Genomic DNA, 25,974 nt, shown 5'->3' on the forward strand with positions numbered 1-25,974 from the left:
GGTGGTATTTGAGTGGGGTTTTGAGGTGAGTGGTGGTGTGGCGCGCGGGGCGGCCTCGACAGGAGCCGGCGGCGGCGGCACCGGCGCCGGGGGCGGCGCGGCGGGCTTGGGCGGCTCCACCTTGTGCTGCTGGAGGAGCGTGACGGTCTCGGGATCTCCGGGATCCGCCTCCCACGCCTTCAGCAAGTTGGCGCGGCCCGCATCGGCCTCACCCGTCTTGATCTGAAGCACGCCGGCCATGCGCAGCGCGGCCTTGTCCGCGGGCTGCGCTTGAAGCGCGCCCTGGACCTCCTCGAGCGCCTTCTTGTCCTTGCCCTGGTCCGCGTAGACACGGGCAAGGAGGATGCGAGGCGCCGCGAGCTGAGGGTGGGCCTTCACACCCTTCTTGCAGACGACCATCGCCTCCATGAAGCGGCCCATCCCGAGATAGGCCTCGGCCAAGGGCTTGTAGGCGTCCGACGACGGATCGGAAGCGAACGCGTGCTCAAGCTTCGCGAGCTCGGCGGGGCTCAACGTTTTCGAAGGGGACGTAGACATTATCCGGGAGGGGCCGGGGAACCGGGAAGGATGCTCCGGAGAAGAACGGTTTTTATGGCATCCGCTGCGCGGCACGTCAATCGCACGGTTCTGGGCAGAAATTGAGATGCTTGACAGCCGGAGAATGGTTCGGTATCAGCCGCATCCACCTCGTCGGCCCCAAACCGGCGCGGCGGGACGAGAGTCCCGAAGTACGTCGTAGCCCATTATGGGGGTGTAGCTCAGTTGGGAGAGCGTCGCGTTCGCAATGCGAAGGTCGTCGGTTCGATCCCGTCCACCTCCACCATGTTGAAAACGAAGGGCCTCACGGGAAACCGTGAGGCCCTTTGCATTTGCGGCGTCTGCCGAATTGCAAAGCAAGCGGGCTTTGTTATCCGGAGCCGATGACCGCCGATTCATCCGCCTCCCTGTCGTTCTTCGCCCGTTTCTGGCTCGCCTGGCTGTGCTTCTGGCGCTGCCTCGTGTCCCGCGACTTCGCGCAGGCGGTGCTTCCGGCCAGTCGCGCGTACGACTCGGGGACGCTGAAGGAGCTGCCCGCCGGCGCGCCGGCCCTCCAGAAGGAGGCCCTGCCCGTCACCGTGGTGGCCCCCGCCGCCCCGCCCCCTGAGAAGGAGCACGCCAGCGCGCTCGGCCTCTTGGGGATGCTCCAGCGGGAGGGACGCTTCCTGGACTTCGTGCAGGAGAACGTGGCGGCGTTCCCGGACGCGGACGTGGGCGCGGCGGCGCGCATCGTCCATGAGGGCTGCCGCAAGGTGGTGCACCAGTACCTGACGCTCCAGCCCGTCCTCCCGGAGGGCGAGGGGGCGCGCGTGACGGTGCCCGCCGGGTTCGACGCCCAGCGCATCCGGCTCACCGGCAACGTGGCGGGTGAGCCTCCCTTCGCCGGCACCCTGCGCCACCACGGCTGGGTGACCACCGAAGTGAAGTTCCCGGCGGTGAGCCCGGCGATGGACCCCCGCGTGCTCGCCCCCGCCGAGGTGGAGCTGGCCTGAGCCGCAGCGCACGCACGCACGCCCTTCTTCAGGAGTCCCCGTCCGATATGGCCCGGTACGCAATCGGCATCGACCTCGGCACCACGCACTCCGCGGTGTCGTACTTCAACCTCGAGGACGGCAAGGCCCGAGGCCGCGCGCAATCCATGCTGCCCGTCCCGCAGCTCACCGCGCCCGGCACCGTGGAGGCGCGCCCGCTGCTGCCCTCGTTCCTCTACCTGCCCAGCCCGCAGGAGTTCCCCGCCGGCAGCCTGGCGCTGCCCTGGAACGCGGACGCCACCTCCATCGTGGGCGAGTTCGCCCGCGCGCACGGCGCCAAGGTGCCCACCCGGCTGGTGTCCTCCGCCAAGAGCTGGCTGTCCCACCCCGGCGTGGACCGCCGCTCGGCGCTGTTGCCGTGGCAGGCGCCCCCGGAGGTGCAGCGCGTCTCGCCGCTGGACGCCTCGGCGCGCTATCTGCGGCACCTGAAGGAAGCGTGGGACCACACCTTCGCCCGCGCGCGCGAGGACGCCGGCAACGCGCTGGCCGAGCAGGACGTCATCGTCACCGTCCCCGCCTCGTTCGACGCCGCGGCCAGGGACCTCACCCTGGAGGCCGCCAAGGCCGCCGGCATCGCGAACCCCACCCTCCTGGAGGAGCCGCAGGCCGCGCTCTACGCGTGGCTGGAGGCGATGGGCGAGAACTTCCGCCAGCAGATGAAGCCCGGCGAGGTCATCCTCGTGGTGGACGTGGGCGGCGGCACGTCCGACTTCTCCGTCATCACGGTGAAGGACCGAGACGGGGACCTGGAGCTGCTGCGCGTGGCGGTGGGCGACCACATCCTCCTGGGCGGCGACAACATGGACCTCGCCCTGGCGCACACGCTGAGCCAGCGGCTCGCCACCGAGGGCAAGAAGCTCGACACGTGGCAGTTCAACGCCCTCACCTATGGATGCCGGCAGGCGAAGGAAGCGCTGTACGCCGACCCATCCCTGAAGAGCGCGCCCATCGCCATTCCGGGCCGAGGCTCGTCGCTCATCGGCGGCACGCTGCGCACGGAGCTGACGCGCGAGGAGCTGGACCGCGTCCTCACGGACGGCTTCTTCCCCGTGTCCCCGCTGACGGACCTGCCGCGCACCGCGCGCCGCACGGGCCTGGCGCAGATGGCGCTGCCCTACGCGCAGGACGCCGCCGTCACCAGGCACCTGGCCGCCTTCCTCACGCGGCAGGCCCAGGCGCTCGCGGCCAGCCACGACGCGCCGGTGGACGTCACCGGCAAGGCCTTCCTCCACCCCACGGCGGTGCTCTTCAACGGCGGCGTCTTCAAGGCGGGGCCGCTGAAGGCGCGTGTGTTGGAGGTGCTCAACGCGTGGCTGGCGGCGGATGGTGGCGCGCCCGCGAAGGAGCTGGAGGGCGCGGACCTGGACCTCGCGGTGGCTCGCGGCGCGGCGTACTACGGCTGGGTCCGCCAGGGCCACGGCCTGCGCATTCGCGGCGGCACGGCGCGCGCCTACTACGTGGGCGTGGAGACGGCGATGCCCGCGGTGCCCGGCATGGAGCCCCCTGTGAAGGCGCTGTGCGTGGCCCCCTTCGGCATGGAGGAAGGCACCCAGGCGGACGTGCCCCCGCAGGAGTTCGGACTCGTCACGGGCGAGCCCACCCGCTTCCGCTTCTTCTCCTCCTCGCTGCGGCGCGACGACGCCGTGGGCGTGATGTTGGAGGACGTGGACATGGAGCTGGCGGAGGGCACGCTGGAGGAGCTGGCCCCCATCGAGACCTCCCTCCCCGGCCAACCCACGCCCTTTGGCGACCTGACCCCCGTGAACCTCCAGGCGGCGGTGACGGAGCTGGGCACCCTGGAGCTGCGGTGCCTGGAGAAGGGGGGCTCCGGTCGCTGGAAGCTGGAACTCAACGTGCGGATGAAGGAATAGAAGGGCCGGCGTCAACCGGAGGCGTATGCGAATCGTCGGCATCGACCTGGGCACCACCCACTGCGCGGTGGCGTCCGTGGACCCCGCGAAGGGAGCGGGCGCGCCCGTCGAGGACTTTCCCATCCCGCAGCTCGTGCGACAGGGCGAGGTCAGCGCGCGCGCGCTGCTGCCCTCCACCGTCTACGTCCCCGCCGGCGCCGAGCTGGCCGCGGGCACCACCCGCCTCCCCTGGGGCGATGACGGTGGCCCGTGGGTGGTGGGCGAGTTCGCCCGATGGCAGGGCGCGCGCGTGCCCGGCCGCCTCGTGGCCAGCGCCAAGAGCTGGCTGTGCCACCCCGGCGTGGACCGCTCCGCGCCCATCCTCCCGTGGGGCGCGCCCGCGGACGTGGCCAAGCTGTCCCCCGTGGACGCCAGCGCGCTGCTCCTGACGCACATGGCGCGGGCCTGGGACTTCGCCCACCCGAGCGAGCCCCTGTCCAAGCAGGAAGTGGTCATCACCGTCCCCGCCTCCTTCGACGAGGCCGCGCGCGCGCTGACGGTGAGCGCCGCGCGCAAGGCGGGCCTGGAGAAGTTCACCCTCTTGGAGGAGCCCCAGGCCGCGTTCTACGACTACACCGCGCGCCACCGCGCCGGGCTGGAGGCCGCGCTCGGACAGGTGCGGCTGGTGCTGGTGGTGGACGTGGGCGGCGGCACCACGGACTTCACCCTCGTGCACGCGGGCGTCTCGCCCGAGGGGCCCATGCTCCGGCGCCTCGCAGTGGGCGAGCACCTGATGCTGGGGGGCGACAACATGGACGCCGCGCTCGCGCGCCGCGTGGAGGAGAAGCTCTTCTCGGATGGCCGCCGCCTGTCCGCCGCGCAGTGGACGCAGGCCATCCAGGCCGCGCGCACCGCGAAGGAGTCCCTGCTCGGCCACGCGCCGCCAGAGAAGTACGGCGTGTCGCTCCTGGGCGAGGGCAGCCGACTCCTCGGGGGCACCCTGTCCGCCGAGCTGGGCCGCGACGAGGCGCAGGCCCTGGTGCTCGATGGCTTCTTCCCGCGCTCGCCGCCCACCGAGCGCCCTCGCCGGGCCGCGCGCATGGCGCTCCAGGAGCTGGGGCTGCCGTACGTGCAGGACGCGGCGGTGACGCGCCACCTGGCGGCCTTCCTGGCGGCGCACGCCGCGGCGGGCTTCGCGGCGCTGGGCCAGTCTCCTTCCGATGCGAGCGCCCTGCCCCGTCCGGACGCGGTGCTGCTCAACGGCGGCGTGTTCAACTCGCCCCAGATTTCCGAGCGGCTGGTGGAGGCGCTGTCGGCGTGGTGGCCGGACGCGCCGCGCATCCCCCTGCTGCGGCACGAGTCCCTGGAGCTGGCCGTGGCGCGCGGCGCGGCCTACTACGGGCTGGTGCGGCGCGGGCATGGCCTGCGCATCGGCGGCGGCGCGGCGCGGGCCTATTACGTGGGGCTCCAGCGCCCGGCGGACAGCACCGAGCAGCCCGCGCTGTGTCTCATCCCCCGCGGCTTCGAAGAAGGACAGAAGGTGGACCTGGGCGAGCGCCCCTTCACGCTCACCTTGGGCAAGCCCGTGCAGTTCCAGCTCTACTCCACCACCAGCGACCGCATCGACAAGCCCGGGGACCTGGTGCCGCTGGCCGAGGACCTGAAGCCGCTGCCGCCCATCCACACGCTGCTTCGAGGCGCCTCGGGCAAGGCCTCGGATGTGCCGGTGCACCTGCAGGCGGCGCTGACGGAGATTGGCACCCTGGAGCTGTACTGCGTCTCCAACGTGGCGGACGAGCGCTGGCGCCTGGAGTTCGAGCTGCGCGGCACGAGCGGCTCCCACGAGCTGACCGTCACCGAGTCCATGCCCGCGCGCTTCGCCGAGGCGAAGGAGAACGTGGAGCGGGTGTACGGCAACAAGCCTCTGCCGCTGGGCCCCAAGGACGTGAAGCAGCTCTCGCGCACGCTGGAGAAGGCGCTGGGCCCGCGCGACACGTGGCGCGTGCCGGTGCTGCGCGAGCTGTGGGGCACGCTGTACGCCGGGGCCAGCAAGCGCCGCCGCTCGGATGACCACGAGCGCGTCTTCTACAACCTCACCGGCTTCTGCCTGCGTCCCGGCTTCGGCTACCCGCTGGACGCGTGGCGCGCGGAGCAGACCTTCGGCCTCTTCGAGGGGCTGGTGCAGCACCACACCGACAAGGCCGTGTGGACCGAGTTCTGGGTCATGTGGCGCCGCGCCTCGGGCGGGCTCACCGAGGCCCAGCAGCAGAAGCTCTACGCGTACCTCCAGCCCCACCTCGCCCGGCGCGTGCCGCCCACCGCGCCGGCGACTCCGGGCAAGCTCAAGGGCATCCAGCCCGAGGGCCTGGAGGAGATGGTCCGCACCGCCGCCTCACTGGAGCACCTGCCGGCCCGCGACAAGGCGGAGCTGGGCCAGTGGGTCGCCGCGCGCCTCCAAGCCGAGGCGAAGTCCGGCGGCCCGTGGACCTGGTCCCTGGGCCGACTGGGCGCGCGCGTCCCCCTCTATGGGAGCGGCCACAAGGTCGTGGACGTGGAGACCGCCGAGGCGTGGCTCACGCTCCTCTTGGACATGGATCTGCGCAAGCTCGATGGCGCGCCGTTCGCCGCCGCGCAGCTCGCGCGGCTCACCGGCGACCGGACGCGAGACCTCGCCCCGGCGCTGCGCGAGCGGACCGCGCTGGCGCTCGTGGCCGCGAAGGCGGCGGACACCTGGGTGCGGATGGTGCGGGAAGTGGTGGCCCTGGAGGCCGCGGACGAGGCCCGTGCCCTGGGCGATACGCTGCCCGCGGGACTGCGGCTCTCCTGAGGCGCGGGGGGCGGGGTAAAGCCCTCCCGTCGGGTCGGGCACATGCCTCGCGACCCGCCGAGAGTCCTGCTGGGGGGTGGATCAGCCCTGGGCGACGGCCGGCTCGGCCACGTCGTCCACGGCCGGCTCGGGGAGCGCTTCGGGCGCCGTGTCCGGAGGAGACTCGGCGACCGGGCTTGTGGCCACGACCTCCTCGCCCTTCTTCGGCTTCTTCGTGCCCGCGCCCGAGCGACACGTGCGACACCACGGCTGGTTGCGGATGGCGCCGTCCGCCATCTTCCGCAGGCCAAACTGCGCCAGCGGCTTCAGCGTGCGGCACTTGATGCACATCAGGGAGATGAGCACCTCGTGGCCGTCCGCGTCGTACACCGCGGACTTGCGCCGCTTGCGCGGCTGCCCCGGCTCCCGTGACTGAGCCTTCTCAGGCGCAGGCGGCGCCATCATCGGGGTGACCTTGTAAAGCATGTCTCTTCCTCCGCTGGCGGGCACACCGCGCGCGCAGGCAGGGTTCCGCCGCGCTGGCACGGGCACTCGCCCTCCGTAGAGTAAGGAGGAATCCTCCCGTTGGAAACTGCTCCCAGGCCGAAAAGTCGGCCCCGGCGCGATTCCTTCGATCTTTCGGAGGGTTGCGGCCCCGTGCAGTCCGGGCGGATCAGCACGGGTGGCAAATTTCCAGCGGCGCCCCGCCTCAGCGCACCGCGTTCGGGCACGCGCCTTGGGGCGGCGTGAAGACGATGCGCCCCACCTGGGGAGGCACCAACGTGCCGCCGTGCGCCCGACCGTGGGAGATGACCACCTGGCGCAGATCATCCCCCCTCGCCAGGTCCACCCGCTCCGGCGGCAGGGTGTCCGTCAGCGGCCCCAGGCCGTCGCCGCCGCGCGCCAGGAAGTCCGGCAGCGCCACGCGGTACATGCGGGTGGGCTCCAGCGGGCGCCCGTCCGACAGCGTCACCCGCTGGAGCCGCTGGGGCCCCTGGCACGTGTCCAGCGTCACCTGGACTCCGGACACGGCGAACACGCCCTTGCGGCTGCCATAGCCCAACGTCAGCAGCCGGCGCAGTTCGGCGCCGCTGAGGTTGAGCACGGCCAGCGTGTTGTCGAAGGGCAGCACCTCGTAGACGTCGCCAAAGGTCAGCGGTCCCGCCGCGAGGTCCGCGCGCAGGCCGCCCGCGTTCATCACGCCCACGTCCGCGCCCGCCATCGAGCGCAGCGCGTCCGCGACCAGGTTGCCCAGCGCCCCTTCTGACTCATACGCGCGCAGGAGCTTCTCCGTCGCGGTGACGCCCACGGGCGCGCGCTGCGCGGCCGCGACTCGGGCGAGCGTGGGCGCCAGCAGCGCCTCCACCTGAGCGTCCGGCGCCACGGGGCCCCCCCGGAACGTCGCGGGCACCAGGTGCACGGAGGCCTGCTCGCGCAACACGGCCACGTCACAGCTCCCCGAGGCCGCGTCCACGCGCGGGCAGACCGGAACCGCGGCCTGGATGCGGGTGAGCTCGGGCCGCACGCGGTGGGCGCGCGGATCCACGTAGAGGTCCACGACGCCGAACGAGCGACTCTGGCCGGAGGTTTCGATGACGGGCACGTCTCCGAAGAAGTGGCCCATGGTCTGGTGCGTGTGGCCGGCCACCACCGCGTCCACCGTGCCCGGCGGCAGCGCCTCCAGCAGCGCGTAGATTTCGCCGTCCTGGCGATCGCAGCTCGACGTGTCGCGCGGCTCCTCCAGCTTCGTGCAGTGGCCTCCCGCGTGCGCGGTCATGACCACCACCTCCGCGCCCCGAGCGCGCAGCGACTGTGCGGCCGCCAGCGTCACCGGCAGCATCGGCTGGAAGCGCAGCGCGGCGACGTTGGCCGGGTTCGTCGTCTGCGGCGTGCTGGGCGTGGAGAGGCCGAGGATTCCCACCTTCACGCCGTGCACCGTCACCAGCGCGGTGCCGTCATTGCCCAGCCAGGCCGGGCGCTGGCCGTCGGCCTCGCGCAGGTTGGCGGACAGGAACGGGAAGCGCGCCTGCTTCACCCGGGCCTTGAGCGCGCCCAGCGGATCCTCTCCGGGGTGGGTCGCGATGGGCGGCGGGCCCTCGGGGCCGTAGTCGAACTCGTGGTTGCCCACCGCCGCGGCCGCGTACCCCAGGTGGTTGTACACGTCGACGACGACGGCGCCCTCGGTGAGGTTGGAGGCCAGCGTGCCCTGGAAGAGATCTCCAGCGTCCACCAGGAACACGCCGCCGGGGTTGTCCTCGCGCAGCCGCGCGACGAAGCCCGCGTAGTTCGCCGCGCCCCCCTGCTCCACCACCTGCCCATCCGGGAGCGTCTGGCGGCGAGCCTCCACCCACCCGTGGAAGTCGTTGGTGCCCACCAGCGTCAGCCGGAGGGGCGCGTCGGAGGTGGGAGAGCTCGGGGGCAACCCGGGCGGCGTGGGCGCGGGCCCGCCCCGGCAGGCCGAGGCAAGCGCCGCGAGCAGGACGGCGGTCGTTCGAAGGGAGCGCGGCATGGAGGGCGCACTTCAGCGCGGCGCCCGCCCGCAGGCAACGCGCTTCAGCTCTGGCGCGTGCGCCTCCGCCCCCACACCGCCATCGCCAGCAAGGCCAGCAGCGTGGCGCCCGGCACGGAGGTCGTGCCGCAGGCGCAGCCGTTGCCATCGTCATGAGGGACGGAGGGGAAGCCACCTACGGGGCCATTGCCCCCTGGCTGGGTCGTCCCGCCCGAGCCCCCGTCCACGCCCCCGTCCCCCACGCCCCCGTCCCCAGGCACGCCCCCATCTGCCGGCGGCACCTGGCTGGCGATGCGCAGCGGCGGCGAGAAGGCCCGCGCCACGGCGCCCCACGACACCAGCTTCAGGTTGTCCGCGGGCGCGTGGATGGCGTCATGCGCGACGAAGAGCCCCTCGGGAAACACGCTGCCCAGCGGGCCCGAGTACACGGCCAGCGCCCGGGGCGCGTCCACCGCGTCCACGCCGCCGTCCTGGTCCAACCGGAAGCTCCCCAGGCTCGCGAGCGAGCGGCGGTCGAACACATCGAACGCGCTCGCGCCCGTATCCGCGACGAGCAGGTAGCCATCCGTCGAGGACGCCGAGTAGAGCGCCAAGCGCCCCGCCTGCGCGGACAGCAACGAGGGGTCCACCACGCGCGTCCCGGAGATGCCCGCGTCGGGCTCGGCGGCGAAGCGGAAGATGCCCTGCCCCGCGCGCGTCACGTACAGCGCCCCCGCGAGGTCATCCGCCACCGCGCCCGCCAGCCCCGTCCCCACGTTGCCGAAGTCACGCACCGGGGTCGCCTCCACCCCACCGTCACTGACGGCCTGCAGTTGGAGCTGGCGCAGGGTGCCGTCCTGCCCGCCCGCGAAGGCGAAGAAGCTGCCCGTGTTGGGGCTGCGGTAGAGCCGGACCGTGTTGTACCCGTGGGCCTGGTCCATCACCGACGACACGCGGCGCAGCGTGAGCGTGGTGGGGTCGATGACATAGGCCACCAACCCGTTGAGGCTGGGATTGGCCGTCACCACCAGGGACTGCGACGTCGTGCCCAGCGGGAAGCCCTCGTGCACGTCCACGCTGGAGACGATTCCGTCCGCCGCGTAGAGCTGCTGCGCCCCGCCGTCCAATCCATACGTCAACAGTCCGTTCTGCGTGTCGGCCGTCAGCAGCAGACTGTTCGCCGGCACACGCGGATGCACCCAGATGGCGACGTCCTGGATGGTGTTCGTTCCCGCCACCGCGGGCTGGGTCTGTAGCGACCAAGGCAACGTGACGGGCTGGGCCAGCGACGAGGCGCTCGCGAAGAGCACCGGCACGGCGAGAAGCGACGAGGCAATGCGCATGACCGTCTCCCAGTGGGCATGACGCCCGGGCACGACAGTCCGTAGTAGGCACGAGCCCGCGCCCATTCAAGTTCCAGGCCCCTGGGAACGGTTGGCGACCTGTGAGCGCGTCGAGTAGAAAGCCCGCGTCTTCCATCGAACGGGCGAGGCCATGGCGACCAAGCGCGCACTGATTACGGGCATCACGGGGCAAGACGGCAGCTATCTGGCGGAGCTGCTCTTGAAGAAGGGCTACGAGGTGCACGGAATGGTGCGCCGCTCGTCCGAGGAGAAGTTCGAGCGCATCGCGCACCTGCATGGAAAAGTTCAGCTCCATCAGGGCGACCTGCTCGACCAGTTCTCGCTCGCGGCGCTGCTGAACCTCGTGCAGCCGGACGAGGTCTACAACCTCGCGGCGCAGTCCTTCGTGCCCACGAGTTGGAACCAGCCGGTCCTCACCGGCGAGTTCACCGCGCTGGGCGTGACGAAGATGCTGGAGGCCATCCGGCACACGCGCCCGCAGGTGCGCTTCTACCAGGCGTCCTCCAGCGAGATGTTCGGCAAGGTGCTGGAGGTCCCCCAGACCGAGGACACGCCCTTCTATCCGCGCAGCCCCTACGGCGTGGCGAAGGCCTACGGTCACCACATCACCGTGAACTACCGCGAGTCCTTCAAGCTCTTCGCGGTCAGCGGCATCCTGTTCAACCACGAGTCGCCGCGCCGCGGCCTCGAGTTCGTCACGCGCAAGGTCACGTACAACGTGGCGCGCATCAAGCTGGGGCTCGCGGAGAAGCTGCCCATGGGCAACCTCGACGCCAAGCGCGACTGGGGCTTCGCGGGCGACTACGTGGAGGCCATGTGGCGCATGCTCCAGCAGGACGAGCCCGAGGACTTCGTCATCGCCACCAATGAGACGCACACGGTGCGGGAGTTGGTGGAGATCGCCTTCGGGCGCGTGGGGCTGGACTGGCAGAAGCACGTGCACATCGACCCGGCCTTCGTGCGCCCCGCGGAAGTGGACCTGCTCATCGGTGACTACGCCAAGGCGAAGAAGAAGCTGGGCTGGGAGCCCTCCGTGCGCTTCAAGCAGCTGGTGGAGATGATGGTGGACGCGGACCTGGAGCGCGTGAAGGCGGGGCAGCGGTAGATGCGCATTCTGGTCACCGGAGCGGATGGATTCGTCGGCCGGCACATGTGCGGCGCACTGCGCGCGGCCGGCGACGAGGTGGTGGAGGCCCACGGGCCTCGGGGTGAGGGCATCAACAGCACGGCCCTCCACTTCGACGTGGCGGACGAGGCCGCGGTGCGCGAGGCCGTGGCCGAGGTGAAGCCCGAGGCCGTCATCCACCTGGCGGGCTTCAGCTCGGTGGCCAAGAGTCACCAGAACCCGTCCCGCGTGTTCGCCGTGAACACGCTGGGCGTGGTGCACCTGCTGACCGCGCTGCGCGAGAGCGCGCCCAAGGCCCGCGTGCTGCTCGTGGGCTCGGGCGAGGTGTATGGCCCCGTCCGCGAGGGCACGCGCGCCACCGAGTCCCATCCCCAGGTGCCCCTGAGTCCGTACGCGGCCTCGAAGACGGCGGCGGAGCTGGCCGGTGAGCAGTTCCACCGCAGCTACGGCATGGAGGTGGTGCAGGCCCGGCCCTTCAACCACCTGGGCGCGGGGCAGGACCCCACCTTCGTGGTGCCGTCCTTCGCGGCGCAGATTCGCGCCATCGCGCTGGGCACCGTGGATCCGGTGCTGCGCACGGGCAACCTCGACGCCATCCGCGACTTCTCGCACGTGAAGGACGTGGTGGAGGCGTATCGGGTGCTGCTCACGCAGGGCGTGCCGGGCCAGTCGTACAACATCTGCTCGGGCGAGGGCCGCACCATCCGGAGCCTGCTGGAGGAGATGCTCGTGCTCGCCGGGGTCGACGCGCGCATCGAGTTGGATCCCGCCCGGCTGCGCCCCTCGGACATCCCGAGCCTCGTCGGCGCGCCGGACAAGCTGCGCGCCCTGGGGTGGCACCCCACGCACACCGTGGCGGATGCGCTCCGCGACGTGCTCGGGCCCAAGGCTCCGCGCGTCGCGCGGTTGGGCTGAGCGAGGCGTCCCGCGCTGGGGGCCTCACGCTCCCGGCGCGGCGCGCGCCCAGGCCTCCAAGCGGCGGTCGAGCGCGGTGAGCGCCCACAGGTCCGCGGGATTGTCCGGATGCACCGCGGCCAGCGCGCGTCGCAGGGCCGGACGCGAGCGGACCTCGCCCCACTCCGACAACACCCGCAGCGCCATCAACGACGGGACGCGCTCCAACAGCTCCAGCAGCACGTCCACGACCCGCGCGCTGCGCTCCCCCGCCGTCAGCCGCTGCACGGCCTCGTGCCGCTCCTCGGGCGAGGCGTCCGCTCCGCTCACCACCGCCGCCAGCGCGTGGAAGCGGTGCGCCTCCAGCAGCCCGTTCGGCCCGGGTGCGGCCCACGACTCCACCGTCACCCGCGTGCGGCCGAGCAGCACGTGCTCGCGGCGCACGCCATCGTCTCCGAACAAATCCAACACATCCTCGGGCGCAGGGACGCCGCCCTCCAGCACACCCCGCGCGCAGGCAGCCAGCGTGGGCGAGTGGCCCAGCAGGTGCACGCGCAGCACGGACGCTTCGGCCTCGGCCGCGGGCTGCCGACGCCCCCACTTGAGGAAGACCTCCGCCAGCCCCGCGCCCTGCACGTACCAGCGATACTCCAGCCACACGGCGCTCGGCCGCAGGGCGAAGCGCGAATCCGAGGGCTCGTGCAGCCGCCGCGCCCCCTCCGCCATGCCCGCGAAGCAGCAGTCCAACCGGGCTTGGGCATCCTCGAGGCGCATGCGAGTCCAGGCCGCAATCTAGCCCGCTCGCCCGCCCCCGACGCGAGCCTTCACGTCAGGGTTCGCGTCACCCGCACGTTCGTGTAATACAAACACCAACCTCGGAGCGCTCCATGGGTGGCAGGGCACGCAAGTTCACGTTCTTCTGGCGAGAGGGCTCGCCGTTCTCTCAATGGCACCCCGCGCGGTTCGTGGTGGAGGGGAAGGCGTATGGCTGTGCGGAGCAGTACATGATGGCGGGCAAGGCGCGGCTCTTCGGCGACGGGGAGCACGAGGCCGCCATCCTGGCCACGAGCTCTCCGAAGCAGCACAAGGCGCTCGGTCGCAAGGTGCGCGGGTTCGACGCCGCGCGCTGGGAGCTGGAGCGCGAGCGAATCGTCTACGAGGGCAACCGCGCGAAGTTCACGCAGGACGACACGCTGCTGGCGACACTCTTGAAGACGGCGGGCACGGAGCTGGTGGAAGCCAGCCCGTTGGATCGCATCTGGGGCGTAGGGCTGAGCGCGGAGGACCCTCGCATTCAGGAGCCGTCCCGCTGGAGAGGGCTGAACCTCTTGGGCAAGGTCCTCACGCAGCTGCGCGAAGACTTGCTCGCGGAAGGCTTCACCATCCGCTGAGCACGGAGTCGTACAGCGCCAGCGTCTGCTCGGCGTTGCGGCGCCACGTGTAGCGGGCCGCGTGGTGGCGCCCCTTCTGGGCCAGCGCGGCGCGCTCCTCGGGAGAATCGAGGAGCCGCGTGAGCGCCCGGGCGAGGCCCTCCGCGTCGTCGGGCCGCACCGCGAGGGCCGCGTCGCCGCAGACCTCCGGGAGCGCGCCCGCGTTGGACACGATGGTGGGCGTGCCCAGGTGCATGGCCTCCAGCGGAGGCAGGCCGAAGCCCTCGTAGCGCGAGGGGAAGACGAACACCGCGGCGCGGCGCATCAACTCGTAGAACACGGCGTCGGATTGATAGCCGAGCGCGCGCACGTCCAGCCCCTCCGCGCGCATCCGAGCGATGCGCGACTCCACCCGGCCCGAGCCGAACCAGCTCTGCCCCGCGAGGACGAGCGGGACGCAGCGACCGCGCGCTTGCAGCCGCTCCAGCGCGTCCAGCACCAGCTCCACGTTCTTGCGGACATCGAGCGAGCCCGCGTACAGCACGAAGTCCTTGGGCAGCGAGAGCGCTCGGAGGAAGTCCACGCTCGTGGCGTCCAATCGGGGCGCCACCACGTGGTCCACGCCGTTGTGCACCACCACGGCCTTGTCCTCGGCCTCCGGGTAGCGTTCGACAAGGTCCCTGCGGGTCCGCTCGCTCACGCACAGCACCCGGTCCGCCAGTGTGAGGCTGCGACCGAGCCACAGGCGGAACTGCCACCGGAACGTCTTGGACACCGTCTCCGGCATCTGGAGCGGGATCAGATCGTGCACGGTGACGACGTAGGCCGTGCCCGCGACGCGTGTGAGCGGAAGATTGAAGTTGCCTAGGGCATGGAACAGCGGCGGCGCGGTGCGCTGAAGCACCCGAGGCAGCTCGGCGAGGGTCCACGCGGTGCGGCCCTGCGCGCCCCGAGGCGCTTCCCCGCTCGTCCTCGCCCCCAACCGCTCCACGCGAACGCCCAAGGATTGCAGCGCCTGGCCCAGACACCGCGTGTACAAGCCGATGCCTGTCGTGGGCTCGTCCCAGAGGGTGGCGTCGAGGGCGATGGGTCCGGTGGTGGACACGGAGCCGCCTCATACCACGGGCGTGTGATAGGCAGGGCGGACATGGCAGTCCACCAGTTGATACCGAGCTTCGTCCCCGGCGACGCCACCGGACAGGCCGCGCTGCATCTTCAGCTGCTGCTCCGCCGGCTGGGCCACTTCGGCGAGTTGTACGCCGACGAGGTGGGCTCCGGGCTGGAGGGCCTCGCGCGCCCTGCCTCCGCCCTGCGTCCCCAGGCGGACGACCTCGTGCTCTACCACCACGGCATCGCCTCCGCGCTGAGCGGCCGGCTGTTGCACCTGCCATGCAGACGCGGGCTCGTGTTCCACAACATCAGCCCCGAGCGCTTCTACGGGGGCACGCCGCTGGCCACCGCGCTGCGCGCGGGCCGTGCCCAACTGGCCGCCATGGCGCCCTTCGTGGACGTGGCGCTCGGCGTCTCCGACTACAACGCCGCGGAGCTGCGCGCGGCCGGCTACCGCAACGTCCACACCGTCCCGCTCTTCATCGAGCCGCAGCGCTTCTCCACCACCTGCGCGGATCCGCGCATGACGGGCCAACTGGCGGGCCCCGGCCCGGTGATGCTGTCGGTCAGCCGCGTGGCGCCGCACAAGCGCTTCGAGGACCTCATCGCCCTGCACCGCGAGCTCTTGCGCCTGCGGCCCCGCGCGCGACTGCTGATGGTGGGCGGCTATGAGCCCGGCAGCCGCTACTTCAAGGCGCTCCAGCGCGAGGCCCGAGGCCTCTCGGGTGTGCACTTCCTCGGGCGCCTGTCGCATCCCGAGCTGGTGGCGGCCTACCGCTCCGCCTCCGTCTTCGTCTCCATGAGCGAGCACGAGGGCTTCGGCGTGCCGCTGCTGGAGGCGATGGCCGCCGAGGTGCCCGTGCTCGCCTACGGCGCCGCGGCCGTGCCCGAGACGATGGGCGGCGCGGGCATCACCTTCGATCAGAAGCGCTTCGCCTTCCTCGCCGAGCTGGTGGTGGACTTGAGCGAGGACCTGGCCCTGCGCGACGCCGTGCTCGCCGGACAGGCCCGGCGGCTGCGGCACTTCTCCGCAGAGTCCGCGCAGCAGTCCCTGGCCCAAGCCCTGGCCGCGCCCACCGCGCCGGCACGCCGCGCCCACCCGCGCGCCCCCGTTCACCGCCCGCGCGTGGCGGTGGTGGTCCAGCGCTACGGAGAGGTGACGGGAGGCGCCGAGCGCCACGCCGCGCAGGTGGCCGAGCACCTCTCCTCCCACTGGGACGTCACGGTCCTCACCACGTGCGCGAAGAACCACCTCACCTGGGAGAACGTCTTCCCCCCCGGACCGGACCGCGTGGACCGCATCAAGGTCCTGCGCTTCCCGGTGACGCGGGTGCGCCACATCCGTCCGTTCAATCACCTGTCGCGGCAGGTGTTCGACCGGCACAACGAGCGGTTGCGCGAGGAGCAGTGGGTCGCTGAGCAAGGCCCGCTGTGTCCGGACCTCTTGAGCCACCTGGCGCACTCGCGCGGGGCCTACGACGGCTACCTCTTCTTCACGTACCTCTACGCGCCCACCGCGTGGGGCCTGCCCCTGGTCGCGGACCGCGCCATGCTCGTCCCCACCGCGCATGACGAGCCGCCGCTGCGATTCGGCGCGTACTCGGACACGTTCGAGCGCCCCCGCGTGCTCATGTGCAACACGCCCGAGGAGATCTCCCTCATCGAGCGCTTCTACCCCGGGCACGCGCGAGCGCGCGTGGTGGGGGTGGGCGTGGACGCGCCGGCGTCCGACAGCACCCGCTTCCGCGAGAAGCACGGCGTGCATCGCGAGTACCTGCTCTACGTGGGACGGCTGGAGCCAGGAAAGGGCATCCCCGAGCTGCTCTCGTACTACCGCACCCTGCGCGCGAGGTACGCGGATGCGCCGGACCTCGTGCTGGCGGGCGAGGCGAACATGGAGCTGAGCGGCGAGGGCGTGCGCCACCTGGGTCGCATCGATGAGCAGGACAAGCACGATGCGCTCGCGGGCGCGCTCGCGGTGGTGGTGCCATCGCGGTACGAGAGCCTCTCGCTGCTGACGCTGGAGGCCTTCGGGCAGGGCACGCCCGTGCTGGTGAACGGGCGCTCGGATGTGCTGGTGGGCCAGGTCGAGCGCAGCGGCGCCGGCCGGGCCTACATGGACCTCGCGTCGTTCATCGAGGGGCTTCGGGAGGTAGGCAGCGCGCGTGGGCCCATGGGCAAGAAGGGGCGCACGTACGCGAAGCGACACGGGTGGCCGCAGGTGGTGGCGGCGTATCGGGAAGAGATGAATCGCATCCTCGAGGAGAAGCACCGATGAAGCTGCTGGGACGAGACATTCCCGCGCGCGAGCTGATTGCCCGCATCGAGGAGCGGCTGCGCACGCGCGGCCTCCCCACCTCCGAATCGGTGGCGGTGCCCGTGGAGGGCGTGGAGCCGCCCGTGGATCCGCTGTCGTTCAACCTGCACTCCCTGGAGGAGAACGCGGACGCCACGCGCCCGCTGCCCCTGCACACGCACCGAGGCGGCGTCGGGCAGCTCGTGCTCGTGGCCAAGTGGGCCTTCCGCACCTCGTGCCAGGTGTTCATCAACGAGGCGTTCGGCCGGCAGCGGGTCTTCAACGGCGTGGTGCGCGACTCGTACGCCCAGCTCTCCGCGGAGGTCATCCGCCTGCGCCGAGAGGTCGAGGCGCTGCGAGCCCAGGCCGCTGAGCATCCGCCAGTCGCCCCCCGCGCCTCGCAAATGACCGCGCCTTCGCATGCGCCCGAGTCCGCGGCACGCCCGCCCTCATCCGCCGCGCGCACGGCCCCGACTCCCCGCGCCTCCGCGCCTGAGTCCGCCGCGCTCGCCACCTCGGGCCATGCCGGCCCCACCCCGCCCCGCCGCCCCGCGACGAACGAACCCGCGAAGCGCACCGAGGAGCGACAAGTCCGAGCGCGCGGCAGCGCCAAGCGCTCGCGCCGCCCCAAGCAACCGTGAGTTCCCACAGGGGAGGTGGACGCCGCGGCTCGACGCATGGGCCGAGCGGCGCACCTCACCGGCGGTCAACAAGGTGGCGCGACGAAGCGCGCCCCCCTTCACTCACGGGAACCGGTACACGGTGACGTAGCTGTCGCTGTAGACCAACTGGCCGCCCAGCTCCTCCACCACGAAGCGGTGCCGCACCGGGTGGAAGTAGTGCGAGACGTACCAGTGGAAGTGGTTGTCCTGGAGGTACGCACGCATGCGCGCGCGCTCCTCCTCGGAGACGGGCCCGAAGGCGCCGTTGAGTCCCTCGAGCGCTTGATAGAGGCGCTGGTTCAGCATGGCCGCCTCACGCACCGGCAACCGCGACAGGCGCGCGAAGGACACGGGCTTGCCGTGGAAGAGTTGCTCCCACTGCCCCACCACGTGGTCCGTGATGACCGCGGAAGGCATCGGGTCGTCGCGAATCTGTTGGAAGACCGGCGGCAGGTTCGGCAGCGGCGGCATGGGCAGCGGCTGACCGCGGAACTCCAGGTTCGGCACGGCAACGAGCGCGAGCGCGGCCAGGGCTCCTGGAGCTACCTGCCCCGAGCGCCGCCCCACCCACTCGCCCAGATAGACGGCGGCGAAGGACGCGAGCACCGCCAGCGACAGGGTGGTGAGCAACTCGAAGCGCACCGGCATGCCGCCACGGGAGAACAGCGGCACCACATGCTTGAAGACCACGTAGGGCATGGGGATCACCACGCGCAGGGGCTGACCGAACGAGGTGAGCGGCGTGGCCACCGACAGCGCCGTGGCCAACCCCAGCACCACCAGGACGTCCCGGCGCCACACGCGCTCGCGCCACGCGGGCACGAGCGCCACCACCCCCGTGAGCACGACGAGCAGCACCACGGGCGACAGGCGGTCCTCGCCACCGATGTTGAGCACGGTGCCCATGGACAGCGCCGCGAAGCCCAGGCCTAGCCCCGCCCAGCGGCGCCCGTCGGGCACGCCTCGCCAGAGCGCGAACACCGCCAGGAGCGGCGTCACCCAGCCGATGAACGTCCCGGCCTCCTCGCGGTTGCTCGCCATCTTCGCGCGCACGATTCCCGTCGAGAAGTCCCGCATCGCCGCGGGGAGCTCCGGCAGCCACGCGGACAGCGAGTCCGGCACGAAGAACGCGTACAGGTCCGTGTAGTAGTCAGAATCGCCGTGGTGGATCTGCAGCGGCGCGGGGAAGGCATGCAGAAGCAGGGGCACCACGGGCGGCACACACGCGAGCCCCGCCGCGAGCCCCGCCCACAGCGCGCGCCGCACGAGCGGATCCTTCCAGGCCTCCAGCGACAGCACCGGCCCGCGCCGCCAGCGCTCGGCCACCACCCAGAGGAACGAGAACAGCGCGCTGTAGAGCAGGTAGTAGTAGTCGCACAGCAGGACATACAGCGCCGTCAGCGCCAGCCCCACCAGCCACCGGCGGCGGCCCTCATCCAACCAGCGGAAGAAGAAGTACAGGTAGAGGGGGATGCCCTCCAGCGCCACCAGGTTCAGGTGCGCCAGCGCGTGGCTCAGGTGGTAGCGCGAGAAGTCGAAGACGCACGCGCCCACCAGCGCCGCCGCCGCGGACACCCACGGCTCGTGGCCCGCGCGCTCCAGCAGGTAACGCACGAGCAACCACGTCGTGTAGCCCGTCAGCACGAACGAGCCGAACAGCACCAGGTTGTACGCCGTCTCCACCGGCATGAACGGCAGCAGCACCGCGCCCCACAGCGTCTTCGCCGGCGCGAGCGTGTGCCAGTACAGCTCGGCCCCCAGCGGCCAGTGCAACATGGGCGCGAAGAAGGGGTTGTGCCCCTCGGACACCACCTGGCGCATCCACCAGAGGTGCCACATGTTCATGTAGACGTCCTCGCGCCCTCCCGCCACGTGGCCGCGCAGGTTCGCGACCAGGGGCCAGGTGTGGAACGCGGACATCACGCCGAACGCCAGCAGCACCACGGGGTGCGACAACCGACGCAGCAGAGGGGACATGGGGGTCGAAGAACTCAGAGGGGCCGCTCGGCGGCCATCAACATGTTGTCGCCCAGGTTGAACGGGATGGACCACTCGCCCGGCATCCCGCGCCGCAGCAACTCCAACACCGGCGCGGCGGGCCGGAAGCTCGCGGACACCTTCCGCAACAGATAGTCCGCCGAGATGATGTGCGTGTACGTCCGGACGTCCGTCACCCGGAAGCCCACCTCTTCCAGCAGCATCGCGAGCGTGCGCCGAGCGAAATAGAAGAGGTGCATGTCCATCAACCAGGGCCACTGCCCGCCCAGCATCCGGGCCACCAGGCTGCCCACATCGATGGTGGACAAGTAGACGCGGCCTCCCGGGCGGACCAGTTGGAACGCGGCGGCCAGCTCCTCGCGTGGATCCGCGAAGTGCTCCACCACGTCCCACAGCGTCACGACGTCATAGGTCCCCCCGCGCGAGGCCAACTCCTGAAGGGGCACGCCATGCACGGTGAAGCCCAGCTGGCGCGCATGCCCCGCGGCCCAGCGCGACAGCTCCAACCCCTCGGGGCGGAATCCACCCTCGCGCGCCACGTCCAGGAAGTAGCCGCAGTAGGCCCCCACGTCGAGCAGGCTCCGGCTGTCAGCCGGGCCTAGCTCCTTCAGCACGCGGCGGAAGGTGCGGTAGCGGTTGTCCTTCTCCGCCACGTAGAGCGGGTCCTCCACGTCCTGGTACGCCTGGAGCAGCGCCTGCGCCGAGCGCATGGGCCACTGGAACAACATGCCGCAGTCCTCGCACCCCCAGATGGGCGGGTGGTGCCGATGACCAAAGGACGTGCAGTTGTAGGCCGCGGCCCCATCCGGCCCCGCGCCCCCTCGCGCCGCGTGGCGCAGCGTCAGCCGCCCGCCCCGGCACAGGTAGCAGGCGTCGGGGACAGGAGCCAGGTGAGGCTCCGAGGAGCGGCGGGCTGCGGGTTCCGTCATGGGCGGCGAACCGTATCCGCAAGGTCGGGCCGCCTCAACACGCTGTTTACCGGGAAGGCATGACCCAAGCCGCCAGGGGGTCTACTGAACGGCGGACACCCCAGCGGGCCACGCCGGGGTGCAGGGCCTGACGCGTCGGTTGACGCACTCCGCCCTCCAGCCAGGCAGATTGCTCCCATCACCCCCGGTGACGAGCCCGCTTGCTTTCCGGGCGGCTCGCCGCGAAATAGGCCCCGTCCCGGAGCCGTTGAACACGGTTCCTCTTTCTCCTTCCGTGACATGCGCGCCTTGACCGACCTGCAAACCGATACCGGCCCTTCCCTCACCCTGGGCATGCCGGGCTTCACGTTCGAAGACCTGTACCGTCCGCGCGGCTTGCGGCGGCTCATGGAGCGCTTCGACGCGCAGCTCGCCAAGGATGAGCCCGACCTCTTCCAAGCCTTCGACGCCTACCGCCAGTCGGGGGGCGCCAGCCTCTCCGGTCCGCAAGAGGCGGATGTGCTCGTGCGCGTCGCGCGTCACATCTCGCGCTTCATCAGCCAGCTCTTCCGCATCGAGACCGAGTCCCAGCGACTGGCCGGCCACCTGCGCGGCGAGCTGCCCCTCTTCGACTTCAAGCGCGAGTTCATCACCCGCCGCGTCTTCAAGAAGGGCGCCCCCGAGCGGCCGTCGCTGGCCGAGTTCCCCTCGCTCGACGCGCGCATGCGCCTGCTCATGCAGCTGGGCTTCCCGGACGCGCTCGCGCTGGGGGACCTGGAACGCGGGCTGGCCGAATCCATCCTCACGCTGCTCGACCTGGAGCGCCTCTTCGCCGGCAGCCTCCCGCCCGAGTCCCAGCCCCGCGCCGAGTCCCTGCGCGCCCGTTGGACCTCGCTGCGCACCGCGCTCCTGTCCACGCCCGAGGGGCGCGACAGCTTCGGCTCCAGCCTCGTCTCCAAGGGCGACGACGCGGCGGAGCTGGTGGCCGTGCGCGCGCTCGTGTCGCTGGCGGACCGCTGGACGTACGCGCGGGCCCTGCACCCGGAGACGAAGGACGTCTTCCACACGTGGCCCACGCACCGACTCCCCAAGCCGCTCGTGTTCGATCAGCTCGTCCAGCTCCAGCGCCCGGACGCCGAGCTGCCCGAGAAGACCGAGGGCCTGGAGCACCACCTGCGCCACCGTGATGGCTTCAAGCTCACGGATCGCCGGGGCACCCAGCGCGACGTGATGAGCGAGGTGGACTACTGCGTCATCTGCCACGAGCGGCAGAAGGACTCGTGCTCCACGGGCTTCCCCGCGAAGGACCCGGTCGCCGAGGGCCACACGTACAAGAAGAACCCGCTCGGCATCCCGCTCACCGGCTGCCCGCTGGACGAGCGCATCTCCGAGGCGCACCTGCTCAAGCGCGAGGGCGACTCGCTGGGCGCGCTCGCGATGATCACCCTGGACAACCCCATGTGTCCGGGCACGGGCCACCGCATCTGCAATGACTGCATGAAGGCGTGCATCTTCCAGAAGCAGGAGCCGGTGAACATCCCGCTGGCGGAGACGGGCGCCCTCACGGACGTGCTCGACCTGCCGTGGGGCTTTGAAATCTACGGCCTGCTCACGCGCTGGAACCCGCTCAATATCCGCCGGCCGTACGCGCTGCCCTACGTGGGCCGCAACGTGCTGGTGGTGGGCCTGGGTCCCGCGGGCTACACGCTGTCTCACTACCTGCTCAACGAGGGCTTCGCGGTCACCGGCATCGACGGCCTCAAGGTCGAGCCGTTCCCCGATGCGCTGGTGGGCCGCGGCGGCCAGGGCCTGCAACCCATCCGCGACTGGCGCGCGCTGACGCGCGAGCTGGACGAGCGCGTGCTGGAGGGCTTCGGAGGCGTGTCCGAGTACGGAATCACCGTGCGCTGGGACAAGAACTTCCTCACGCTCATCCACCTGACGCTCGCGCGGCGCGAGGGCTTCCGCATCTACGGCGGCACGCGCTTCGGCGGCACGCTCACCATCGACGACGCGTGGTCGCTGGGGTTCGATCACATCGCCATCGCGGCCGGCGCGGGGCGCCCCACCATCATCGGGATGAAGAACAACCTCATCCGGGGCATCCGCAAGGCGAGCGACTTCCTCATGGCGCTGCAGCTCACCGGCGCGTTCAAGAAGGACTCGCTCGCGAACCTCCAGGTGCAGCTGCCCGCCATCGTCATCGGCGGCGGACTCACCGGCGTCGACACCGCCACCGAGCTGATGGCGTACTACCCGGTGCAGGTGGAGAAGGCGCTCGACCGGCACGAGAAGCTCGCGGCGGACCTGGGCGAGGACGCCATCCTCGCGAAGCTGGACGCCGAGGAGCGCGCCACCTACCAGACCTTCCTGGAGCACGGCCGCGCGGTGCGCGCCGAGCGGCAGCGCGCGAAGGCCGAGGACCGCGCGCCGGACTTCATCAAGCTCGTGCGCACCTGGGGCGGCGTGAGCCTGGTGTATCGCCGCGGCCTCACCGAGTCCCCCGCCTACCGCCTCAACCACGAAGAGGTCTCCAAGGCCCTGGAGGAAGGCATCCGCTTCATCGAGCGCATGAGCCCGGTGGAGGCGCTGCCGGACGCCACGGGCGCGGTGCGCGCGCTGCGCTTCGAGCGCATGGTGACGGTGGACGGCAAGCTCAAGGGCAGCGGCCAGTTCTTCGAGATGCCCGCCCGCACGGTGTGCGTCGCCGCCGGCACCTCGCCCAACGTCACATACGAGAAGGAGTACCCGGGCACCTTCCAGCTCGACGCGTCCGGTGACTACTTCCAGGGCCACGCCCTGAAGGAGACCGCCGAGGGCTTCGCGCTCGAATCCGTCGAGGCCGCGGAGGACCTGTCCGCGCGCGTGGGCTTCTTCACCTCGTACCAGAAGGACGGGCGCTTCATCAGCTTCTACGGCGACAACCACCCGACCTACGCGGGCAACGTGGTGAAGGCCATGGCCAGCGCGAAGGATGGCCACCCGGAAGTCGCGCGCCTGTTCGCGCGGGAAGTGGCCGCCCTGGACGTCCACGACGAGCTGGCCGAGGCCCGCCGCGAGGAGCGCCGCGCCGCGCACTTCGCCAAGCTGGACGAGGCCCTGCTCGCCACGGTGGTCGCGGTCAACCGCCTGACGCCCACCATCGTCGAGGTCGTGGTGAAGGCCCCGTTCGCGGCGAGCCACTTCGAGCCCGGCCAGTTCTACCGGCTGCAGAACTTCGAGCGGAACGCGCCCGTGGTGGATGGCATCCGCCTCACCATGGAGGGCCTGGCGCTCACCGGTGCCTGGGTGGACAAGGAGCGCGGGCTCATGGGCACCATCGTGTTGGAGATGGGCTCGTCCTCACGCCTGTGCGCCGCGCTCAAGCCGGGCGAGCCGGTGGTGCTCATGGGCCCCACGGGCGCGCCCACGGAGATTGGCCGCAACGAGACGGTCGTGCTGGTGGGCGGCGGCCTGGGCAACGCGGTGCTCTTCTCCATTGCGCGCTCGCTCAAGGCCGCGGGCTGCCGCGTCGTGTACTTCGCCGGTTACCGGCTGAAGGCGGACTCGTTCAAGCACGAGGAGATTGAGGCCGGCACGGATCAGGTCATCTGGTCGGTGGACTCCGGCGAGCCGCTGCCCGCGCGACGGCCGCAGGACGCGTCGTTCCAGGGCAACGTGGTGCAGGCCATGGTCGCGTACGCGCAAGGCAAGCTGGGCGTGGCGCCTGTCCTCTCGCTGAGCGACGTGGACCGCATCATCGCCATCGGCTCGGACCGGATGATGCGCGCGGTGGCCGAGGCGCGGCACGGGGTGTTGCAGCCGTACCTCAAGCCGGGCCACGAGGCGATCGGCTCCATCAACTCGCCGATGCAGTGCATGATGAAGGAGATCTGCGCCCAGTGCCTCCAGAAGCACGTGGATCCAACCACGGGCAAGGAGACGTGGGTGTTCTCTTGCTACAACCAGGACCAGCGCCTGGACCACGTCGACTTCGTCAACCTCAACCAGCGGCTGCGCGGCAACACCGTCCTGGAGAAGGTCGCGGACACGTTCCTCGCGCGCCTGCTCAAGAGCGCGCCGCACCTCAAGCGCGTCTGAGACGACTCACCAGGTCGCCCGGGCCTTCAACGCCCGGGCGGCCCACCACCCCTCAGCGCCGCAGTCCGGCGAACGCCTTGAGCATGTCCTGGTAGTTCCTGGTCAGGTCCTCCTCGCGCGCGAGCACCGCATCCACGCTCGCGTCACCGAACTGGGACCGCACCTGCGGCAGCTTCTGGAACGTCTCCACCTGGCGCCGCATGGAGTCCACTTGAGGCGCCAACTGTGAGCGCTGCTCCTGCGGCAATCGGGCCTGGAGCGCCTCCAGCTTCTTGAGCTCCTCCTCGAACTGAAGCGTGCGCCCCATCTGCCGCTGGCTGATGACAGCGGTGACGATCTCCGCGATGCCGTTGACGTCGTCCTCGCTCAGCCCCGCGGCCTGTCGCGCCTCGGCCTCGGCCTTGGCCTTGCGCTCGATGAGCTTGAGCCCCGCGCGCGCCTCGCCCGTGCCCGCGTCCATGAGCGAGCCCATGTCCTGGAGGCCCCGCATCAGCGAGCCATACACCTCCAGCATCCGCCGCTGATAGCCCACGTAGGCGTCCAGCTTCTGCGGAGTCACCGCATAGGGGCGGGGCTCCTCGGACTCGCCCGGCGTGGTCGGACGCGACGCCGCGCCCGCTTCGGCAGCCTGGGACTCGCTCGCCCGTTCGTCCTTCTTACAGGCCGAGAAGGCCAGAGCCCCCAGCAACACCCACGACACCTTGCGCATGCGTTCTCCTCCGGTCGCGCCGGGGGAGATGAAGTATATGCTCCCGACCTCGCGCGCGAGCGCTGGTGCACGAACCCCGCTAGAAGAGGGGCTCTTCCGGGCACTGAACAATCGCAGCATTCCCTTTGACCAACCCGGCTGCGGTCGTGTACGAACCGCGGTCCTGTCGAGAGCAGTGGAGGGACTTTGAGGATTTTCCTGGTGAGGCACGGCGATGCGGACGCGGAGATCCCCGAGGGTCTCGGCGACGAGGCGCGCGCGCTGACCGCGAAGTCCCGCGCCAACACCGCGCTGCATTTCGCGGCGCTGGCGGAGCGGATGGGACCCATCGGGCTTATCCTCACCAGCCCGTTGGTGCGGGCGGTGCAGACGGCGCAAATCCTCTCCACCGCCACTCGCCACGAGGGCCTCCTGCGCGTGCACCGGTGCCTCTTGCCGGACATGCCCGTGGGCGCCGTGGAGCCCGTCATCCTTGAGCACGCGGATCAGAACATCGTGCTCGTGGGACACCAGCCGTCCATGGGCGCGCTCGCCGCGCACCTGTTGGGGATGCAGTCATTCCCCAAGCCGGTGAACCCGGGCACCGTCATCGCCATGGAGCGTCCGGAGACGCCCATCGACGACGACGCCATGCCAACCATCAACGACAAGCAGGGCGAGAACGCGAACGCGGCCGTGCAGCAGCTCAAGTTCTTGTTCTACGCGGCCCCTGGTCAGCAAGTCCTCGACGTCATTCAGTGACGTC

The 25,974-nt window shown here is 71.0% G+C and carries 19 protein-coding genes and 1 tRNA gene; 11 read left to right on the top strand and 9 right to left on the bottom strand.

The features are described 5' to 3' along the window. A partial coding sequence (locus KRR26_RS30085; protein ID WP_407931745.1) for a tetratricopeptide repeat protein occupies positions 1-537 on the bottom strand: 537 nt, incomplete at its 3' end. A gap of 210 nt (positions 538-747) precedes the next feature. Here KRR26_RS30085 and KRR26_RS30090 point away from each other — a divergent pair. From KRR26_RS30090 to KRR26_RS30105, 4 genes are all read left to right on the top strand, one after another. After that, a tRNA-Ala gene (locus KRR26_RS30090) sits at positions 748-823 on the top strand. Between the two features lie 97 nt (positions 824-920). Then, the gene (locus tag KRR26_RS30095) at positions 921-1,529 is read left to right on the top strand and encodes a DUF2760 domain-containing protein (protein WP_217081488.1); all 609 of its coding nucleotides are present in this window, start codon (positions 921-923) and stop codon (positions 1,527-1,529) included. Positions 1,530-1,576: 47 nt separating this feature from the next. Next, positions 1,577-3,439 carry an Hsp70 family protein gene (locus tag KRR26_RS30100; RefSeq protein ID WP_120210619.1) on the top strand — a complete coding sequence of 621 codons (1,863 nt, stop codon included), beginning with the start codon at positions 1,577-1,579 and terminating at the stop codon, positions 3,437-3,439. Between the two features lie 25 nt (positions 3,440-3,464). Further along, positions 3,465-6,245, top strand: a complete 2,781-nt coding sequence (locus KRR26_RS30105) for an Hsp70 family protein (protein WP_217081489.1) — start codon at positions 3,465-3,467, stop codon at positions 6,243-6,245. An 81-nt stretch (positions 6,246-6,326) separates the two neighbouring features. Here the strand turns inward: KRR26_RS30105 and KRR26_RS30110 are convergent, their stop codons facing one another. The 3 genes from KRR26_RS30110 to KRR26_RS30120 all read right to left on the bottom strand — a co-directional run bounded on the left by KRR26_RS30110 (position 6,327) and on the right by KRR26_RS30120 (position 10,055). After that, entirely contained in the window at positions 6,327-6,710 is a 384-nt protein-coding gene (locus tag KRR26_RS30110) for a hypothetical protein (protein ID WP_120210621.1), read from the bottom strand. 223 nt (positions 6,711-6,933) lie between these two features. Further along, entirely contained in the window at positions 6,934-8,733 is a 1,800-nt protein-coding gene (locus KRR26_RS30115; protein WP_217081490.1) for a bifunctional metallophosphatase/5'-nucleotidase, read from the bottom strand. A 44-nt stretch (positions 8,734-8,777) separates the two neighbouring features. Continuing rightward, positions 8,778-10,055: a myxosortase-dependent phytase-like phosphatase gene (locus KRR26_RS30120; protein WP_217081491.1), complete on the bottom strand. Its 1,278-nt coding sequence runs from the start codon at positions 10,053-10,055 to the stop codon at positions 8,778-8,780. Between the two features lie 151 nt (positions 10,056-10,206). Between KRR26_RS30120 and gmd the strand changes: the two genes are divergently transcribed. Together gmd and KRR26_RS30130 are read left to right on the top strand one after the other, a co-directional pair. After that, the gene (gene gmd, locus KRR26_RS30125) at positions 10,207-11,181 is read left to right on the top strand and encodes a GDP-mannose 4,6-dehydratase (RefSeq protein WP_217081492.1); all 975 of its coding nucleotides are present in this window, start codon (positions 10,207-10,209) and stop codon (positions 11,179-11,181) included. After that, a complete protein-coding gene (locus tag KRR26_RS30130; protein ID WP_217081493.1) occupies positions 11,182-12,117 on the top strand; it encodes a GDP-mannose 4,6-dehydratase in 936 nt (311 codons plus the stop codon). A 24-nt stretch (positions 12,118-12,141) separates the two neighbouring features. On the opposite strand, the gene KRR26_RS30135 is transcribed toward KRR26_RS30130, so the two are convergent. Next, on the bottom strand, positions 12,142-12,870 hold the full coding sequence (locus KRR26_RS30135) for a hypothetical protein (RefSeq protein WP_217081494.1): 729 nt from the start codon (positions 12,868-12,870) through the stop codon (positions 12,142-12,144). 113 nt (positions 12,871-12,983) lie between these two features. Between KRR26_RS30135 and KRR26_RS30140 the strand changes: the two genes are divergently transcribed. After that, positions 12,984-13,487 (top strand): NADAR family protein, encoded by a 504-nt coding sequence (locus tag KRR26_RS30140; protein WP_217081495.1) that lies wholly within the window; start codon positions 12,984-12,986, stop codon positions 13,485-13,487. On the opposite strand, the gene KRR26_RS30145 is transcribed toward KRR26_RS30140, so the two are convergent. Next, a complete protein-coding gene (locus tag KRR26_RS30145) occupies positions 13,474-14,571 on the bottom strand; it encodes a glycosyltransferase family 4 protein (RefSeq protein ID WP_217081496.1) in 1,098 nt (365 codons plus the stop codon). The genes KRR26_RS30140 and KRR26_RS30145 overlap by 14 nt on opposite strands. Positions 14,572-14,613: 42 nt before the next feature. On the opposite strand from KRR26_RS30145, the gene KRR26_RS30150 reads away from it, so the two are divergent. Both KRR26_RS30150 and KRR26_RS37065 read left to right on the top strand, forming a co-directional pair. Continuing rightward, entirely contained in the window at positions 14,614-16,854 is a 2,241-nt protein-coding gene (locus KRR26_RS30150) for a glycosyltransferase family 4 protein (RefSeq protein ID WP_217081497.1), read from the top strand. Then, positions 16,851-17,513, top strand: coding sequence for a hypothetical protein (locus tag KRR26_RS37065; RefSeq protein ID WP_236069337.1), 663 nt, complete (start codon positions 16,851-16,853; stop codon positions 17,511-17,513). Before KRR26_RS30150 ends, KRR26_RS37065 begins: the two co-directional genes overlap by 4 nt. Before the next feature lie 102 nt (positions 17,514-17,615). Here KRR26_RS37065 and KRR26_RS30160 read toward each other — a convergent pair whose 3' ends face one another. Together KRR26_RS30160 and KRR26_RS30165 are read right to left on the bottom strand one after the other, a co-directional pair. Beyond that, positions 17,616-19,511, bottom strand: coding sequence for a hypothetical protein (locus KRR26_RS30160; protein WP_217081498.1), 1,896 nt, complete (start codon positions 19,509-19,511; stop codon positions 17,616-17,618). 14 nt (positions 19,512-19,525) lie between these two features. Then, positions 19,526-20,461, bottom strand: a complete 936-nt coding sequence (locus KRR26_RS30165; RefSeq protein ID WP_236069338.1) for a class I SAM-dependent methyltransferase — start codon at positions 20,459-20,461, stop codon at positions 19,526-19,528. 279 nt (positions 20,462-20,740) lie between these two features. On the opposite strand from KRR26_RS30165, the gene KRR26_RS30170 reads away from it, so the two are divergent. Next, positions 20,741-24,520, top strand: a complete 3,780-nt coding sequence (locus KRR26_RS30170; protein WP_217081499.1) for an FAD-dependent oxidoreductase — start codon at positions 20,741-20,743, stop codon at positions 24,518-24,520. Positions 24,521-24,572: 52 nt separating this feature from the next. Here the strand turns inward: KRR26_RS30170 and KRR26_RS30175 are convergent, their stop codons facing one another. Beyond that, entirely contained in the window at positions 24,573-25,229 is a 657-nt protein-coding gene (locus KRR26_RS30175; protein ID WP_120210633.1) for a hypothetical protein, read from the bottom strand. Positions 25,230-25,415: 186 nt separating this feature from the next. On the opposite strand from KRR26_RS30175, the gene KRR26_RS30180 reads away from it, so the two are divergent. Beyond that, a complete protein-coding gene (locus KRR26_RS30180; protein WP_120210634.1) occupies positions 25,416-25,970 on the top strand; it encodes a SixA phosphatase family protein in 555 nt (184 codons plus the stop codon). Positions 25,971-25,974 lie beyond the last annotated feature (4 nt).

The sequence above is a fragment of the Citreicoccus inhibens genome (assembly GCF_019039035.1).
GTDB lineage: Bacteria > Myxococcota > Myxococcia > Myxococcales > Myxococcaceae > Citreicoccus > Citreicoccus inhibens.

Excerpts from the sequence above, each read along its gene's own strand:
- KRR26_RS30095 (WP_217081488.1), top strand. The coding sequence starts at position 921 with ATGACCGCCGATTCATCCGCCTCCCTGTCGTTCTTCGCCCGTTTCTGG.
- KRR26_RS30100 (WP_120210619.1), top strand. The coding sequence starts at position 1,577 with ATGGCCCGGTACGCAATCGGCATCGACCTCGGCACCACGCACTCCGCG.
- KRR26_RS30105 (WP_217081489.1), top strand. The coding sequence starts at position 3,465 with ATGCGAATCGTCGGCATCGACCTGGGCACCACCCACTGCGCGGTGGCG.
- KRR26_RS30110 (WP_120210621.1), bottom strand. The coding sequence starts at position 6,710 with ATGCTTTACAAGGTCACCCCGATGATGGCGCCGCCTGCGCCTGAGAAG.
- KRR26_RS30115 (WP_217081490.1), bottom strand. The coding sequence starts at position 8,733 with ATGCCGCGCTCCCTTCGAACGACCGCCGTCCTGCTCGCGGCGCTTGCC.
- KRR26_RS30120 (WP_217081491.1), bottom strand. The coding sequence starts at position 10,055 with ATGCGCATTGCCTCGTCGCTTCTCGCCGTGCCGGTGCTCTTCGCGAGC.
- gmd (WP_217081492.1), top strand. The coding sequence starts at position 10,207 with ATGGCGACCAAGCGCGCACTGATTACGGGCATCACGGGGCAAGACGGC.
- KRR26_RS30130 (WP_217081493.1), top strand. The coding sequence starts at position 11,182 with ATGCGCATTCTGGTCACCGGAGCGGATGGATTCGTCGGCCGGCACATG.
- KRR26_RS30135 (WP_217081494.1), bottom strand. The coding sequence starts at position 12,870 with ATGCGCCTCGAGGATGCCCAAGCCCGGTTGGACTGCTGCTTCGCGGGC.
- KRR26_RS30140 (WP_217081495.1), top strand. The coding sequence starts at position 12,984 with ATGGGTGGCAGGGCACGCAAGTTCACGTTCTTCTGGCGAGAGGGCTCG.
- KRR26_RS30150 (WP_217081497.1), top strand. The coding sequence starts at position 14,614 with ATGGCAGTCCACCAGTTGATACCGAGCTTCGTCCCCGGCGACGCCACC.
- KRR26_RS37065 (WP_236069337.1), top strand. The coding sequence starts at position 16,851 with ATGAAGCTGCTGGGACGAGACATTCCCGCGCGCGAGCTGATTGCCCGC.
- KRR26_RS30160 (WP_217081498.1), bottom strand. The coding sequence starts at position 19,511 with ATGTCCCCTCTGCTGCGTCGGTTGTCGCACCCCGTGGTGCTGCTGGCG.
- KRR26_RS30165 (WP_236069338.1), bottom strand. The coding sequence starts at position 20,461 with ATGACGGAACCCGCAGCCCGCCGCTCCTCGGAGCCTCACCTGGCTCCT.
- KRR26_RS30170 (WP_217081499.1), top strand. The coding sequence starts at position 20,741 with ATGCGCGCCTTGACCGACCTGCAAACCGATACCGGCCCTTCCCTCACC.
- KRR26_RS30175 (WP_120210633.1), bottom strand. The coding sequence starts at position 25,229 with ATGCGCAAGGTGTCGTGGGTGTTGCTGGGGGCTCTGGCCTTCTCGGCC.